Origin of the sequence: Gordonia mangrovi (assembly GCF_024734075.1) — a bacterium.
Lineage (GTDB): Bacteria > Actinomycetota > Actinomycetes > Mycobacteriales > Mycobacteriaceae > Gordonia > Gordonia mangrovi.
Window position 1 is genome coordinate 4,966,088 of the sequence record NZ_CP102850.1, and the last position, 16,262, is coordinate 4,982,349.

The following is a 16,262-nucleotide window of genomic DNA, read 5'->3' on the forward strand; positions in this document are numbered from 1 at the left end:
CTGCTCCCCACATCACACGGCCGACGGTACGGCTCCCGTGCAGTTCACCGTAGCGGGTCGCCGTCGATCGCCGCGGCGACATGGGCGGCCAGAGCAAAGCAGGACGTGAGACCGGGACTTTCGATGCCGAAGAGATTGACGACGCCGGCGACGCCATGGTCGGCCGGCCCCTGCACCAGGAAGTCGGCGGCCGGTTCGCCCGGTCCGGTCAGCTTCGGTCGGATGCCGGCGAAGTCGGGCTGCAAGGCGTCGTCGGGCAGTCCGGGCCAGTAGCGCCGGATGGCGGCGTAGAACGCGTCGGCCCGGGTCGGATCGACGAGGTGCTCAGGTCGATCGACCCACTGCACGTCGGGACCGAAACGAGCGGCGCCACCGAGGTCGAAGGTGAGATGGACCCCGAGGCCACCGTCCACCGGGACCGGGTAGATCAACCGCTCGAAGGGGGCCCGGCCCGAGCGCAGGCCGAAGTAGTTGCCCTTGGCGAGGTGACGCCGCGGCACGTGTGCGGTCGGGAACCCGGTCAGCGATGACGCGAGAGCCCACGCACCCAGACCGGCACAGTTGACCACTGCCCGACAGGCAATCTCCCCGATGTCGGCGACCGTCAGCTCGATCGGGTGACCGGGTCGGATCCGGCCGGTGGTCACCGCGCTCCGCAGCGACACCACGGCGCCGGACTGCTCCGCATCGCGCCGCAGTGCCCGCATCAGCCCATGCGCATCGACGATGCCGGTCGAGGGCGACCACAGCGCGGCCACGCCGCTCACCTCGGGTTCCAGCTCGGCCAGTTCGTCACGGTCGATCCGGCGGAGATCACCCACCCCGTTGGCGTGGGCACGATCGGCGATGCGGTCGAGCGCGGCGAGTTGATCGCGGTCGGTGGCGACGATGAGTTTGCCGGTTCTGCGGTGCGCGATCGTGTTGTCGGCGCAATAGCGGTACAGCAGGGCGCGGCCGGTCACGCACATCCGCGCCTTGAGACTGCCGGGCGGGTAGTAGATCCCGGCGTGGATGATCTCGGAATTGCGTGAACTCGTCTGGGTGCCGACCGCGTCCTCGCGCTCGAGGACCACCACGCTGCGGCCTTCGATCGCGAGATGGCGCGCGACGGCCAGACCGACCACACCCGCGCCGACCACCACGACGTCGACGGACTCCATCACGGTGTCCGAGCGTAGCCGCCCGATGGCCCCCGATGGAACCGACGGACAGAACGAGCGATAGTAGGGTCGCCGTGGACGGGTGGTCGACGAAGGGATGGCGATGAACCGATTTCAACGGATGGCGGCGATGGTCAACGGCGCCGTCGTTCCGGTACTGCGTATGCCCGGGATTCGCACGGTGGTGGGCGGCTCGATCACCCTGATCAGCTATACCGGGCGGAAATCGGGGAACCGGTTCGAATTACCCGTCGGCTATCGGCGATCCGGCGACACCGTCACCATCGGTGTCGCGATGCCCGACAAGAAGGGCTGGTGGCGCAACTTCACCGGCGCCGGCGCGCCCATCTCATTGACTCTCGACGGCACGACCCGCACCGGCCACGCAGTGAGCCGGCGCGATGATCAGGGAGCCGTCAGCGTCCGGGTCGACCTCGACCCTGCCCCGTGACTTCGACCATCGGGCAGCACGGGTGTCCACCACCGCTGCCTGTGGAGCGCCGTGAGAAGCGCGTGGGGCGTCACGAAGGGGACTGCCCGTCGAGCTCTTTCGATCAGGCGTTGTCCCAGACGATCCTCGCCAGGGCGTCGCGATCCGCGACGTCGAGTTTGATGCAGGCACGGTAGATGTGACCTTCGACGGTTCGGATCGACACGGTGAGGCGTTCGGCGATCTCGCGGTTGCTGAGCCCCTGCGCAACCAGCGCCGTGATCTCCCGCTCACGCGCGGTCACCGGTAGCGGTCGGGCCGCGGCGCGGAGGGCCGGGGTGGTCGCTCCGTCACATCGTGCGGCCAGACGCGCGGCGCGCGCGCTGGATTCGGCACACTCACGCCGTCGGCCGGCCCGGTCATACAGCGGGACGGCCTGGGCGGCTGCATCGGCAGCCGACAGCGTCAGGCCGATCCGTTCGAACGGCTCGCTCACCGCGCACAGTGCGGCGGGCTCGGCGTCGGCGACGGCAGCGGCATGCTGCGCGTAGAGATCGACCACCGGCCCCTGGACGAACCGCCGGATCTCGTCGAGGCGGCCGGCCACGCCGCGGTCACCGAATCTCGCCGCGTGATGCAGCGCCTCGGCGCAGACCGCCAACTGCCCGGACGAGGACGCCATATCTGCTGATTCGTAACATAATTCGACAGCGTGTCGTGGGCTTCCGGCGGACGCCGCGATCCACGCCCGGGACAGGATTCGCTGGGGCTCGTGCAATCGCAGATGCGGCCCGGAATGCTCCTCGGCGTCCTCGATCACCTGCTGGGCCTTGTCGACCTCGCCGAGTGCCGCATACGCCCGGACCAGGATCAACCGGGCGGGCAGTCGCCATGGCAGCGAGGACTCGGCGTTGAGGGCGGCCAATGCCTGCTCGATCGCCATCGCGCCCTCCCGGAAGGCGCCGCGGTAGGTCGCCACGAGGCCCACCATGATCTTGGCGATCGCCCAACCGACGAACTGCCCCGACGAGAAGAACTCGGCGTATTCGGTGGCGCGGCGGTGCGCCTGATCGAGATCGCCGACCGTCGTCAGCGCGAGCACATCCCCGTAGCGGATCATCACCTTGATCATGCCGTCGGTGGCCTTCTGCTCCGGCCGGCAGCGTGCCGCGATCGGCTCGAAATCGAACCCTCGGCCGGCCACCGGCATCGCCAGCCCCGCGGCGAAGGCCGCGAAATCTATGGCCTGGGAGGGCGATTCAGGGTCGTTGAGCACTTTCTCGGCTGCCTCGATGCCGTCGTCGATGCGATTCTCGTGCACCGCCATCGCTGCACCGGCGGCATCGACGACCAAGCGCAGCGCAGGGTGGTCGACCCGGTCGCGCATCAGGTGCAGCAGCCGCGTGCTCTGCGTGACGTCGCCCAGCGACCAGAAGAGCCCACTCATCCTGGGCACACCCCACTGCACCAGCTGGAGTTCGTCGAGATCGTCCGGATCGTAGGCCGCCAGCACCCCGTCGGACTCGGCGATCCGTCCTTGCCAGAGCAGGGCGCGCGACAACAACTCCGCGGCGGCGACCCCACCACCGCGGTCCTGGGCGGCACGCGCCAGCCGCTCGCCGAGCGGGAGGTTGGTCAGCGCGACCGCGTCCTTGGCCGCCGAGATCAGCAGCTTGACATCGATGTCCTGGTCGCCGTCGACACAGAGTCTGGCGAGCCGGATCCGATCGGCAGCCGACGCGATCGGACGATCACGGAGCACCGCGACGATCCGAGATCGCAGGGTTCGGCCGGCCATGGTGCCGATACGCAGGCGGATCACGTCACCGTAGACGGGGTGGCTGAAGCGCGCATTCACTGTCTCACCGTCGCGGGTGATCCGGATCAGGCCCTGCACCTCGGCGGCGTCGACCGCCTGTTCACCCGCGAGTTCGACAATCGTGTCGAGGTCGAGCGGTTCGTACAGTGCGAGCAGTTTCAAGGCATCGATCACCGCCTCACCTGCACGGTCGAGACGATCGTCGATCAGTGCCGCGAGGCCCGACGGGACCGCGGTGGGGCCACGGAGTTGCCACACGTCGTTGATCTCCGAGAGCGTGCCGGCCTCCAGAGCGCCTTCGACCATGTTGCGCAGGAACAGGGGATTGCCGCCCGACGACTCCCAGATCACGTCGGCGCTGAGGCCCTCCAGGGTTCCACCGAGCACCATCTCGACCAGCTCCGTGCATTGATCCTTGGTCAGCGGTTCGAGTTCGATCCGCGTGAGGTACCCGTCTTTCCACAGCGTCGTGACGGCATCCGGAACGGTCTCGCCGATGCGTGCGGTGGCCACGATACGGGCCGAATGCTCGATGGTGATCTGGTGCAGCAGGGTTGCCGAGAGTTGGTCGAGCTGATGAGCGTCGTCGACGCCGATGACGGTGTCGGCCTCGGCGACCATCGCCTCGCGGGCCGACACCAGTGCGGCGATCGGATCGCGGGAGATACGCGGCGACAGACGGACCCAGGGCGCGAACGCACCCAGCGGGATCGCCCGGGAGGACTCGGTACAGGCCGCCCAGTGCACCGGCGCGTGCAAGGAGTCGGTCACTGCGCGAGCCGCTGTGGTCTTGCCGACCCCCGGGGGCCCGACGAGCACGACGCCGCCTCCCTCGTCGGTCAGCGCGGATAGTATCGCCTGATGTTCGGAGGGCCGGCCGAGCAGCTGCCAACCGCCGTCCATGCGTCCTGAGTATAGGTGCCCCACGCCGTTGCGGCGGAGCGAACGAAGCGTGGCGGTGTGCCCATCGGTGCTGTTGGATGGGGTGCGCCGACGGCCGGCGGGTCGTGTCGGGGTGCTCATCGCTCGATGTTGGTCATGGGGTCACGGTTTCGTGGCCGGTGCGACACCGACCGGTCAGGTCGGCAGCTCGGATTCGTCGGCGGGTTCGAGCATGGGCGCGTGGTTCACCCGGTGCCGGTACTGGCTCGACGCGTCGTACACGCGCCGCTTGAGTCGGTTGATCGAGCCGAGTGGTCGGTGTGCATCGAGTCCTCGCCACGAGTTGAACGACAACACCTCGTCGCCGAATGCCCGACGCTGCGGGGTGTAGGTCTCCTGCTTCGGGTAGCGGATGATCGCGACGGTGCGGTAGGGCGACAGCGCGTCGTCCCATTCCTTCGTGGCGTCCTCGATCGGCATCGCCGCCAGATCCGTGCACAACTGCACCTGCAGCTCATACTCCGCGGCGTGGCACGCGAAGAAGTCGATCACCGACTCCGCGAACGCGTTGACCTCGCCGTCGGCCGGCATGCGCTCGCCGGCGAGCGCACACACCTCCGGTGAGCGCGGGACCAGACGCATCTTGACGATGTGGTCACCGTGCCGCAGCGGTGCCGACGAGTGGAAGGTGTCACCCAGGATGTGCGTATTCGGTTCCACGAACACCGCGAGGGTGTCGGGCAGCTTCGTGCCGAGGATCGGCAGTACACGGGCGTTCAGTGCGTCGAGTGCCTCACTACCGAACTTGAGCGCGCGGTCCGAGAGGCGGGCCAAAGCCCAGGCGGTCACCATCCCGGTGCGGCTGTAGGCATGCGCGTCGGCGAACAGGAATTCCCGATGGGTCACCATGATGAAGTCCTGGGTGTTCGCGGTGTCGTCGGGCAACGCGCGGGGTCCGGTGACCCCGATGACCTTGAGCCCGAGTCCCCGCACACCGCGCAGCTGGTCGCTGCGGATGGCGCCCGAGGTGCTCGACAATCGGGCGATGACCGGGAAGGTTCCCGGCGCCGCGAACATGCCCTGGGCGAGTTCGGGGGCGAGGCCGTCGAGCACCTCCAACTCGCCCCGCAGGATCCCGTGGCCCTTGGCGTGCGCGTCACGCAACCCGCGCTTGTTGGTGCGGTAGGCGCGTTCGTTGTTCGAGCGCAACACCCGGACGATCCTCTCGATGTCGTCGGCCTCGTCGTCGCGCGGGGATTCGATGTTCTCGTGGAAACGCACGTAGGTCCGGCCGCCGGCGACGGTCTCGGTCATGGGTATGGGTCCTCTCTCGATGCTGGGGCGGGTGTCCAGGGGGCGAACGGATTGGCGACCCCGCGCAGCGCGGGCGTCAGGGTGGGGTGATGGCGCAGCAGCACCGATCGCATCGATGTGTGACGCACCCACGCCATGCCGACCTCGGTGTACACCTCGGGGCGGAAGTCGGCGGTGAAGAAGCGATCGCAGGACAGTCGCCGCGACGCCATCAGGATGAAGATCCGGAACGCGGTGTCGCTGAAGCCGAAACCCGGCGGCTTGGGTTCGGCGTAGAGCCCGACCATCAGGTCCAGTCGCTCGATGTCCCCGTAGACCTCCGCGAGTTCGGCGGCCGTCTCGTCGTCACCGGTGAGATCGCGGAATGTGGTCACCGGCGCGAGTCGCAGCGCGCGCCGGAACTCGTTGTAGCGCGGTACGCCGCGTTCGCGGACCCGCATGATGTCCACGGTCGCCAGATCGATCGGGGTTCCGTCGGGACGCGCCAGGTTCTGCATGGCGGCGGGGAAGTTGTGCAGCGACAATGCCCCCGGGTGGGCACGACCGAACGAGTAGAGGAGGTCGGCGGCGCTCTGCGCGGCGAGATGCCGCCGGACGTCGGTGGCGAGCAGATCCGCCATCGGATGCTCGGCCACGACGTGGTCATCGTCGCCGCTGCGGAACTCGACGGTGTCGGGCAGGAGCGGATGCATGCGATAGACGGCCACGAACTCCTCGGTGAGGGCGAACGGGACCCCGCCGTCATGGGTCGGGGAGCCGGGGATGCCGGAGAGGATGTCGTTGTCGGTGAAGCGGCCGAGACGTCCGGACAGGCGCTCCCCGAGCAGTCCGAACCAGTTGCCGCGCATCGCGGCGACGGTGGTCGGATGGGCGATGATCGCCGGTGTCCAGTCGACGGTGTGGATCTTGGCCATCGACGCCGCGTTCACGAGTCGGGCCGTGTCGTAGAGTGCCTGGTCGGTCATGGCCGGATAGGCCGAGGCCAGCCGGTCGGCGATCGCGTTGTGTTCACGCAGGAACAGCGAGTGCAGCAGGGCCAGACCCACCCAGAAATTGGCCGCCTGACCGTTGGGGTCGAGCAATTCCTCGGTCTCGATCGGCGGCAACCCGACATCGTCGAGGCCGATCCGGCCACCCTCGTGAGTGCGGATCCGGTCCGCGTATTCGGCCGTCTCGCCATACATCTGAGATCCGTCCCACCAGTGCGACACCGTCGAGGCATACACGGGCGGTGCATCCGCGGACCCGGTGGCATCGGCCGCGGTGCGCGGGAACCTCATCGGATCCTCCGGCCAATCGTCGCCGTCGGGCAGCCCGATGCGCCACGGATCCGTCGGCTCGGGCGCATGGTTGAACCAGTCGTGCACCTCGAACTGGATCCACGCGGCCGCAAGGAGGTTGAGTGTGGTGGCCGGCCGGAACTCGCGGCGGGTCAACAGGCGGCGGCTGACCAGTCGGGGATTGGGTTCGCAGATGCTGTCATCGTCCTCCGGTGCGGTCAGCTCGACGGGCACGTTGCGGCCGAAGCGACTGCCGGCAGAGCCCGCGCGCGGTTCACGCAGATCGTTGTAGGTTCCGTCGACGGCGCGCACCCGATGCTCGTCTGCCACACCCGGCGGCAACACGGTGCCCGGCCGGCCGGTGTCGACGAGATTGTGTGCGCGCAGCTGGCTGCGCAGTCCCACCAGCACAGCGAGCCCGGCCGGTGACCACAAGCGGGACCACCCGACCAGGCCATCGATGCGCTCGGCGGTGTGCGCGAGGACCCGGACGGCCCGGGGACGCCGGTCGGGGGACGGCTGCGCACGACGAGCGGGTCGCACTGGTTTCCGTACCGATCGCATCATCCCGACCATGACCACCTCCGGCTCGTCGGGTACGAGTATGCGGGTTGCGTCCACCGAACGGCATGAGTAATCGACTACTCGATCTACTCGGATCCGCCCCGCAGGTCGGTGCCGTACTGAGGTAGCGGCGTACTCGTGTCATGGCCGACGCCGCCGACGACGATGAAGACGGTGGTGGCGGGGTCTGCGACCACCTCCTGCTACGAGAAAGGTGCCCTGGTGATCGCACCCGTCGAGATCAAGGTCAACATCGCGACGTCGGTGACCGATGCGCTCGCGGCGCTGGGCTGCGCCGGCACCCCACCGGTTCGCCGTGACATGTGGTTCGCCGAGGCCCGCGCACGGGGCGATCACGATCGGCTACCGCTGCTGGCCGGACACCTCACGATTCGACTGCGCAGCGGAGATCGCGACGACGTCACCGTCGCCGTGCGGCCGTGTGACACCGACCTCCTGGTCGGACGATGGCGTGCGCCGTTCGACGAGCCCGACTTCTCGTACCGTCTCGAATGGAACTGGTGCGGTGAGCGCCGCGAGGTCGCGTCCTGCGCCATCAGCCGTCGACCACCGGGGTCGGTCGCGGCATCGGTCGTCGCCGGCGAGGATCCGGCGCACATCCTCGACGCGGCACAGCGGCAGTTCGTCGTCACCTGCACGCCGGGCGGTGTGCCCATCGACCATCTGATGACGCTGGGGCCGGTGGCCTGCCAGACGTGGCCCGAGATCGACCTCGACGGCTGCCCGGTGCATGTCGAGCGATGGTCGGTGGGCGCGGTCGACGTCCTCGACCTCGCCGCCCACATCCAGCCGCGGTCCGGCGAATCCCAGACACAGTTCGACGCACGCTGCGCGGCCGGTCACCGGGCGTTGTGCACGGCGGTGGCCGACCGGGGGCTGTCGATCGCGGCCACGGACGGGCCCACCACCACCCACCGCGTGATGTCGGCGCTGGCGTACGCCCCGTGACCCACGACGGGTGGTGCGGCACCCTTGTGCCGCACCACCCGTTCGTCCAGCACTGGCATCGCGCAGGGCCGGGGTCGTCAGAGCACGCTCCACGACGACGCTCGGCTCAGCGCAGCCGACCTCAGACCTTGGCCTGCATCGAGCTGCGGGCGGGGTTGCCCTGATCGTCGACCTTCGGGTCCGGCTCATCCTTCTTTTCGGTCACCCCGGACTTGATGCGCGCACCGATGTCGGGATCGATCCGCGTCCAGTACTCGAACGCACGCGCCAGGACAGGCTCGGACACCCCGTTGAGCAGATGACCGACGACGTTGTCCACCAGACGTTCCCGCGCCTCGTCGTCTAGCACCTCGCGGACCATCGTGCCGGCCTGACCCCAGTCGTCGTCCTGCGGATGGTCGACGTAGGCGCTGCGCACGATGTCGCCGTCGGCGGCCCACTGCGGTTCGCCCTGGCCCGCGTAGCTCGCCGCGGGCCCGCCCTTCGAGTTCGGCGCGTACACCGGATCGGTCACCGGGGTGATCCGCATGTGCCCGTCCTTGGTGTAGCTGTGCACCTCGTTGCGCGGACGGTTGACCGGGATCTCCTTGTAGTTGCCGCCCAGGCGTGCGCGATGTGCGTCGGCGTAGGAGAAGACCCGGCCCAGCAGCATGCGGTCGGGGCTGAAACCGATTCCGGGCACCACATTGTTCGGTTCGAAGGCGACCTGCTCGATCTGCGCGTGGTTGTCGGTGGGGTTGGTGTGCAAGGTCATCTTGCCCACCTCATGCAGCGGATAGTCGCCGTGCGGCCACACCTTCGTCAGGTCGAACGGGTTGAAGCGATAGCTGGTGGCGTCCTCATACGGCATCAGCTGTACCTTGAGTGTCCAACTCGGATGGTCGCCGGCGGCGATCGACTCGAACAGGTCCCGGGTGTGGAAGTCGGTGTCGGCCGCGGCCATCTGATCGCCCTCGTGCTGCGTGAAGAACTCCACACCCTGATCGGTGATGAAGTGGTACTTCACCCAGGTCTTGACACCCTCGGCGTTCACCCACAGATAGGTGTGCGACGAGTAGCCGTTCATATGCCGCCACGTCTTGGGGATGCCACGGTCACCCATCAGCCAGGTGACCTGATGGGCCGACTCCGGCGACAACGTCCAGAAATCCCACTGCATGTCATGATCGCGCAGGTTGTTGTCGGCGCGTCGCTTCTGTGAGCGGATGAAGTGCTGGAACTTCATCGGGTCCTTGACGAAGAAGATCGGCGTGTTGTTGCCGACCATGTCGTAGATGCCTTCGTCGGTGTAGAACTTCAGCGCGAACCCGCGCGGATCACGCCAGGTGTCGGGGCTGCCCCGTTCGCCGGCGACGGTGGAGAACCGGGCCACCATCTCGGTCTTGACGCCGGGCTGGAACAACCCGGCGCAGGTGTACTGCGACACGTCGGCGGTGGTCTCGAATGTGCCGAACGCCCCGCTGCCCTTGGCATGCGGCTGCCGTTCCGGAATGCGCTCTCGGTTGAACTGCGCCATCTGCTCGATCAGATAGTGATCGTGCAGCACTATGGGGCCACCGGCGCCGACGGTGAGCGAATGTTCGTCGCTGCCGGCGGGCGCCCCGGAATCGCGTGTCGTGTAGATCGATGTGTTGTCGTCGGACATATCGCCTCCGAAAAGGTCTGATCCGTCAATGGGCTGCCAGGGACCCGAGCTGTTTGAGGTCCTTGTCGCGATGTTACTCCGGCCGATCCCACGCGGCCGCGAGTCGGCGAGACCAGCGACGGACTGCGGATGAATGACATTGCCATGAAACATGTTTGGAGGCTGTTGTGTGATCAACCTCCCGATGCCGCGGAACGCAGCCTGTCCAGCAACGGTTTTGCCGTCGCGTCGAGAAACTCGTGCTGCGATCCGCCGCCGATCTGCACCAGGGCGACGTCGGTGAATCCCGCCTCCCAGTAGGGCCGTACCGCATCCACGATCGCGTCGAGGTCGGGGCCGCACGGGATCGATTCGGCCACATCCTCCGGGCGCACGTACTGTGTCGCGGCGGCGAATCCGGCGGTGGTACGGAGGTCGGCGTTCACATCCCACCCGCCGCTGAACCAGCGGAACTGATCGTGCGCCCGGGCGACGGCTGCGTCGCGGTCGCGGTCCCAGCAGATCGGTATCTGGGCGATCGCGCGTCCGCCGACCCCGATCGTCGACGTATCCGCGTGGCCGTTCCAGTGGTCGACGAGATCACGATTGGGTTCGACCGCGATCATGTGCTCGGCGTGCGGCCCGAATCGTTCGATGCCCTGCGTTCCGGACACCGCGACCCCGATGGGCACGGTGTCGGGTAGATCCCAGATGCGTGCGGCGTCCACCTGGAAATACTCGCCACGGAAATCGACCAGGTCACCGGTGTGCAGAGCCCGGATGATCTCGATCGCCTCGGCGAGCATCGCCTGTCGGTCGGCGACCGCCGGCCAGCCCTCGCCGACGACGTGCTCGTTGAGGTTCTCGCCTGCGCCCAGTCCGAGGGTGAACCGCCCGTCCGCCAACAGCTGCATGGTGGCGGCCTTCTGCGCGATGATGGCGGGGTGGTAACGGATGGTCGGGCACGTCACGTAGGTCATCAGATCGACGCGTTCGGTGGCATGCGCAACCGCTCCGAGCACACTCCACGCATACGGCGCGTGGCCCTGCGCCGACAGCCACGGGAAGTAGTGGTCGCTGGACACCTCGAAGTCGAAGCCGACTTCCTCGGCGCCGACCGCATACCGGACGAGTTCCTTCGGACCGGCCTGCTCGGTCATCAGGGTGTAGCCGAAGCGCGTGGGCATGGAGTGAACTCCTTTGCTGGGCATCGGGTGGGATTGCCATCGCCGCGGACGGGGTACCACTTGCCGCCGGCAGCCAAACTCTCGAAGGGAGACCACGGTGAACCAATCCGTCGCCCACGGGCCAGATGACCGCGATGACACCGCAGGTGTCGGGGCTGTCGACACGGTGCTGCTCGACGTCGACGGCACGCTCATCGATTCGACGTACTTTCATGCTCTGGCCTGGATGCGTGCGTTTGCGACCCACGACCTGACCCCGGACTGGTGGCGGGTGCACCGCACCGTCGGCATGGGCGGTGACCTGCTGGTCGGCGAGGTGTGCGGCGACGAGGTGGAACACGAGCTCGGCGACGACCTGCGGGCCGCATGGTCCGATTGTTACCGCCGGCTGCTGGGCGAGGTGCGGGCCTTCGACGGGGCGGTCGAACTCATCGAGGATCTGCGGTCCGCCGGGCTCGGCGTGGCGCTGGCCTCCTCGGGTGCTGCCGAGTTCACCGACGCGGCCCTGCAGATCCTGGGACTCTCGGCGGACACGTTCGTGGCGGTGACCTCAGCCGAAGACGTGGACCACGCCAAGCCCGAGCCGGACATCCTCGACACCGCGCTGGCCCGGGCCGGCGGCGAGCGGGCGGTGGTGATCGGCGACACCGTGTGGGATGTGGAGTCCGCGAAGCGGCTCGGGGTGCCATGCCTGGCGGTCCGCAGCGGCGGCTTCGGTGAGGCCGAACTCATCGATGCGGGAGCGGTTCGCGTCGTCGACGACGTCGGCGCGCTGGCCCGGGAGGGTTGGCGGCCGTGAGCCCGACGTGCCGCCGGCTTCACCGATCCCGCAGCTCCAGTGCCCGGCAGACTGCGGCACGGGTCTCGGTCGGGTCGATCACGGCATCGATCTCACACACGCTGGCGACGTTGAGGGCCTTGCCACGTTCGTAGTGCATTGCCACGAGATCGGCGTACCGCCGCTGTCGTTCGGCGGGGTCGGCGATCGCCGCCAACTGGTCGCGATAACCCAGACGCACGGCACCCTCGAGACCCATGCCGCCGAACTCGCCTGTCGGCCAGGACAGGGTGATCAGCCGCGCATGCAGGTCGCCACCGGCCATGGCCATGGCGCCCAGTCCGTACGCCTTGCGCACGACGACCAGCACCAGCGGGCTGCGCAGCGTCGCGCCGGCGCGGAACATCGCGCTGAAGCGTCGCACCGTGGCCGTTCGCTCAGCCGCCGGTCCCACCATGAATCCCGGTGTGTCGCACAGGGAGACGACCGGAAGATGGTGCGAGTCGCACAGCCGGAGGAAGCCGACGGCCTTGTCCGCGCCGTCTCCGTCGATGGCGCCGCCGAGATGGGCCGGATTGTTGGCGATGACCCCCACCGTGCGTCCCTCGAGGCGGGCCAGCGCGGTGACGATGCCCTCCCCGAAGCCGCGTCGCACCTCGAACATCGAATCGCTGTCGAACAGGGCCTCCAGCACGGGACGGATGGGATAGGCACGCAGCCGGTTCTCCGGCACGAGGTGGCGTAGGAGTCGCTGATCGCCGGCCGCGCCGGCCGCGACGCGCGGTGCGGCGAAGAAGTGCAGATAGCGACGGGCATCGTCGACTGCGGCGTGGTCGTCGGGTACCAGTCGGTCCACCACCCCGTTGGCGACCTGGACGTCCATCGGACCCACCTCGGCAGGGGCGAACCGCCCCAGGCCCCCTCCCTCGATCATGGCCGGGCCGCCCATCCCGAGGCTGGATCCCTCGGTGGCGATGATGGTGTCGCAGGTCCCGGCAAGTGCGGCGTTTCCGGCGAAGCAGTACCCGGACACCACCGCAAGGGTCGGCACCGTCCGCGACAACTCCGCCAACAGCCGGAAGGTCGGCACGTCGAGTTGGGCCACCGCCGACGTGTCGGTGTCCCCGGGCCGGCCACCACCGCCTTCGGCAAAGACGATGACGGGCAACCGTTCCCGGCGCGCGAGCTCGAGAAGTCGGTCGGTCTTGCGGTGGTTGTGCAGGCCCTGGGTGCCGGCGAGCACGGTGTAGTCGTAGGCCATGATCGCCACGGGCATCGCATGCACTCGGCCGGTGCCCGTGATGAGACCGTCGGCCGGGGTCCGGGCGATCAGCTCGTCGACGTCGCGTCGCTGACGCTGCGCCGCGATCGCGAGTGCGCCGTATTCGAGGAAGGTGTCGGTGTCCAGAACCCCGGCCACGCTCTCGCGGGCGGTCAGCCGCCCCTTCGCGTGGCGTTTCGCCACGACCTCGACACGGCCCTCGTCGCGGGTGCGACGCAGGCGCTCGTGCACCTCGGCCAGATCGGGCCGGACATGAGCCGGATCGGCGGTGACGACGGAATCGTCGGTGTCCGATGCCGACGACGACTCGGCGAGCACGCTCACCACGGTGCTCTCGTCGACGTCGTCGCCCTCGGTGACCGGAATCTCCAGGACCGTGCCCGTGACCGGTGCGCGGACGACGTGCTCCATCTTCATCGATTCGATGATCGCCAGCTCGGCACCGGGGGTGACCCGATCGCCGACGGTAACCGGCAGCGCCACCACCACGCCGGCTACCGGTGCGGACACCCTGGTCGACTCGGGGTCGGTGGCGTGCGGCGGCTCGGTCGTCGGCTCGGCCTCGTGGGTTCCGGTGGGGAGGTGGTCGGACAGAGTCCGGTCGACGAAGCCGGTGTCGACCCGTCCGTCGGCCAGTCCGTCGACGGTGAGCAGGTTGCGCAACAGCTCGAGGTTGACCGGCACACCTTCGATGTCGAAACGCTCCAGCGCTCGGGTCACGCCGCGCGCGGCCGCCGCGGTGTCGGGTCCGGTCACGATGACCTTGGCGAGTAGCGAGTCGTAGCGCGGTCGGACGGCGTAGTCCACCCGCCCGTGGGTGTCGACCCGAATACCCCTGCCGGTCGGCGGCTGAAATCGGGTGAGCGTTCCGGTCCCCGGGGTGATGCTGCCGTCAGGCTGCAGGTGTTCGGCGTTGACCCGCGCCTGAACCGCCGCGCCGCGTGGCGCCGGGCTGTCGGTGAGGCCGAGCGCGCTCAGCGACTCTCCCGAGGCCACCCGGATCGCGAGTTCGACCAGGTCGAGACCGGTGGTCTCCTCGGTGACGGTGTGCTCGACCTGAATCCGTGGGTTCACCTCGAGGAAGACGACGTCGTCGCCGGCCACCAGGAACTCGACGGTCGCCAGCCCGTGATGGCCACCCGCCACCGCGATCGCCGCGTGGTGGAGCCGCTGCCGCAGTGGAGCCGACACGCCGGGTGCCGGGGCGATCTCGATGAGTTTCTGACGCCGCCGCTGCACCGAGCAGTCCCGATCACCCAGCACGATCGTTGTCGAGCCGTCACCGATCACCTGCACCTCGATGTGGCGTGCTGCCGGGCGGTACTGCTCCACATACAGCGCAGCGTCACCGAAGGCGCCGCGGGCCTCGGATGCGCACCGGGCCATCGCCGCCTCCACCTCGTCTGTGCGCGAGACCATCTGCATTCCACGCCCACCGCCGCCGGCCACGGCCTTGATCATCACCGACGCGCCGGGACCCAGATCGCCGAGGAAGGTGCGGGCGGCCGCGGGGTCGGTCGGCGCTGTGGTCGCGGGTAGCACCGGCACACCACGCTCGCGGGCCAGGTCTCGGGCGGCGCCCTTGTGCCCGAACAATTCCAGCGTCTTGGCTGTGGGGCCGACGAAGCCGATCCCGTGGTCGGCGCAGGCGCGGGCGAGCTCGGGGTTCTCGGCGAGGAACCCGTACCCGGGGTGTAGCAGTGTGCAGTCGGTGGCGATGGCGGCGGCGATGATCTGCCGCAGATCGAGATAGGCGGCCACTCCGGTGCCCTCGAGTTGTACGGCCTCGTCGGCCATCCGCACATGTGCGCAGTCGGCGTCGTCGGTGGGATGAACGGCGACCGTGGGGATTCCGAGCGCGGCTGCGGTGGAGATCACCCGCACCGCGATCTCACCGCGATTCGCGATCAGGATCTTCATCGGATGTCACCTCGGCGACACCGCGAGGTACGGGAGGATGTGAGCGCGCACACCCGGCCGACGCTACTTCACCCGACCCGACCCGGCGGCATGTTGCCGAAGCCCATCGCGGCTCAGCAGTGTTCCGGTGTGCTGGGCAACATCGGGCCGGCCTGGCACCATGGCGAATGTGTCCTCCCCTGATGACGACCGGCGCCTTCACGACCTCATGCGGCTGCGTCGCGTCCGAGATCGGATCGACCGGGACTACGCGGAGCCGCTCGATGTGGCGGCGCTCGCGCGCGGGGCACACATGTCGGCGGGTCACCTCAGTCGGGAGTTCCGCCGGGTGTACGGGGAGTCGCCGTATTCGTACCTGATGACACGCCGCATCGAACGAGCCATGACGTTGCTGCGTCGTGGCGATCTCAGTGTCACCGATGTGTGTTTCGCCGTGGGATTCTCGTCGTTGGGCACGTTCAGCACCCGGTTCACCGAGCTCGTCGGCACCCCACCCAGTGAGTATCGCCGCCACCACGGCGACGCCATCGCGGGCATTCCGCCCTGTCTGGCCAAACAGGTCACCAGACCGGTCAGGAATCGAGAAGCGACACCGCCGCGGTGAGTTCTAGCGTGATGACCATGAACATCACCATTCACTACGCCTTCCTCCCGCAGACCGACCCGGAGGCCGCGCTGGGCTTCTATCGCGACACCCTCGGGTTCGAGGTGCGCAACGACGTCGGATATCAGGGCATGCGCTGGCTCACCGTGGGCCCGCCCGACCAGCCGGAGACCTCGATCGTGCTCCATCCGCCCGCGGCCGATCCGGGGATCTCCGACGACGAGCGCCGTACGATCCTCGAGCTGATCGCGAAGGGCAGTTACGGTGCCCTGACCCTGGCCACCGACGACCTCGACGGACTGTTCGAACGACTCGAGGCCAGCGGCGCCGAAGTGCTGCAGGAGCCGACCGATCAACCATATGGAGTGCGCGACTGCGCATTTCGCGACCCGTCGGGTAACCTGCTGCGCATCAACCAGCGGAACTGACCGCACGGCCATGTGCAGATT

At 68.3% G+C, this 16,262-nt stretch carries 12 protein-coding genes; 5 read left to right on the top strand and 7 right to left on the bottom strand.

From position 1 onward, the window contains the following. Positions 1 to 44: 44 nt before the first annotated feature. Positions 45 to 1,160: an NAD(P)/FAD-dependent oxidoreductase gene (locus NWF22_RS22540; protein ID WP_202398637.1), complete on the bottom strand. Its 1,116-nt coding sequence runs from the start codon at positions 1,158 to 1,160 to the stop codon at positions 45 to 47. A gap of 103 nt (positions 1,161 to 1,263) precedes the next feature. Between NWF22_RS22540 and NWF22_RS22545 the strand changes: the two genes are divergently transcribed. Beyond that, positions 1,264 to 1,611, top strand: coding sequence for a hypothetical protein (locus NWF22_RS22545; RefSeq protein ID WP_160902299.1), 348 nt, complete (start codon positions 1,264 to 1,266; stop codon positions 1,609 to 1,611). 103 nt (positions 1,612 to 1,714) lie between these two features. Here the strand turns inward: NWF22_RS22545 and NWF22_RS22550 are convergent, their stop codons facing one another. The 3 genes from NWF22_RS22550 to NWF22_RS22560 all read right to left on the bottom strand — a co-directional run bounded on the left by NWF22_RS22550 (position 1,715) and on the right by NWF22_RS22560 (position 7,449). Then, the gene (locus tag NWF22_RS22550) at positions 1,715 to 4,312 is read right to left on the bottom strand and encodes a LuxR C-terminal-related transcriptional regulator (protein ID WP_160902298.1); all 2,598 of its coding nucleotides are present in this window, start codon (positions 4,310 to 4,312) and stop codon (positions 1,715 to 1,717) included. A 174-nt stretch (positions 4,313 to 4,486) separates the two neighbouring features. Beyond that, positions 4,487 to 5,605 carry a catalase family protein gene (locus NWF22_RS22555; protein ID WP_160902297.1) on the bottom strand — a complete coding sequence of 373 codons (1,119 nt, stop codon included), beginning with the start codon at positions 5,603 to 5,605 and terminating at the stop codon, positions 4,487 to 4,489. Next, positions 5,602 to 7,449 carry a peroxidase family protein gene (locus tag NWF22_RS22560; protein ID WP_160902777.1) on the bottom strand — a complete coding sequence of 616 codons (1,848 nt, stop codon included), beginning with the start codon at positions 7,447 to 7,449 and terminating at the stop codon, positions 5,602 to 5,604. Before NWF22_RS22560 ends, NWF22_RS22555 begins: the two co-directional genes overlap by 4 nt. Before the next feature lie 222 nt (positions 7,450 to 7,671). Here NWF22_RS22560 and NWF22_RS22565 point away from each other — a divergent pair, with 222 nt between their 5' ends. Beyond that, positions 7,672 to 8,418, top strand: coding sequence for a hypothetical protein (locus tag NWF22_RS22565; RefSeq protein ID WP_160902296.1), 747 nt, complete (start codon positions 7,672 to 7,674; stop codon positions 8,416 to 8,418). A 121-nt stretch (positions 8,419 to 8,539) separates the two neighbouring features. On the opposite strand, the gene NWF22_RS22570 is transcribed toward NWF22_RS22565, so the two are convergent. Further along, positions 8,540 to 10,063 (bottom strand): catalase, encoded by a 1,524-nt coding sequence (locus NWF22_RS22570; protein ID WP_160902295.1) that lies wholly within the window; start codon positions 10,061 to 10,063, stop codon positions 8,540 to 8,542. A gap of 173 nt (positions 10,064 to 10,236) precedes the next feature. After that, the gene (locus NWF22_RS22575) at positions 10,237 to 11,229 is read right to left on the bottom strand and encodes a TIGR03557 family F420-dependent LLM class oxidoreductase (protein WP_160902294.1); all 993 of its coding nucleotides are present in this window, start codon (positions 11,227 to 11,229) and stop codon (positions 10,237 to 10,239) included. A gap of 97 nt (positions 11,230 to 11,326) precedes the next feature. On the opposite strand from NWF22_RS22575, the gene NWF22_RS22580 reads away from it, so the two are divergent. Then, positions 11,327 to 12,028 (top strand): HAD family hydrolase, encoded by a 702-nt coding sequence (locus NWF22_RS22580; protein WP_160902293.1) that lies wholly within the window; start codon positions 11,327 to 11,329, stop codon positions 12,026 to 12,028. A 19-nt stretch (positions 12,029 to 12,047) separates the two neighbouring features. On the opposite strand, the gene NWF22_RS22585 is transcribed toward NWF22_RS22580, so the two are convergent. Further along, positions 12,048 to 15,209, bottom strand: coding sequence for a DUF2118 domain-containing protein (locus NWF22_RS22585; protein ID WP_160902292.1), 3,162 nt, complete (start codon positions 15,207 to 15,209; stop codon positions 12,048 to 12,050). Between the two features lie 160 nt (positions 15,210 to 15,369). Between NWF22_RS22585 and NWF22_RS22590 the strand changes: the two genes are divergently transcribed. Beyond that, entirely contained in the window at positions 15,370 to 15,813 is a 444-nt protein-coding gene (locus tag NWF22_RS22590) for a helix-turn-helix transcriptional regulator (protein WP_160902291.1), read from the top strand. Positions 15,814 to 15,830: 17 nt separating this feature from the next. Next, on the top strand, positions 15,831 to 16,241 hold the full coding sequence (locus tag NWF22_RS22595) for a VOC family protein (RefSeq protein ID WP_160902290.1): 411 nt from the start codon (positions 15,831 to 15,833) through the stop codon (positions 16,239 to 16,241). Positions 16,242 to 16,262 lie beyond the last annotated feature (21 nt).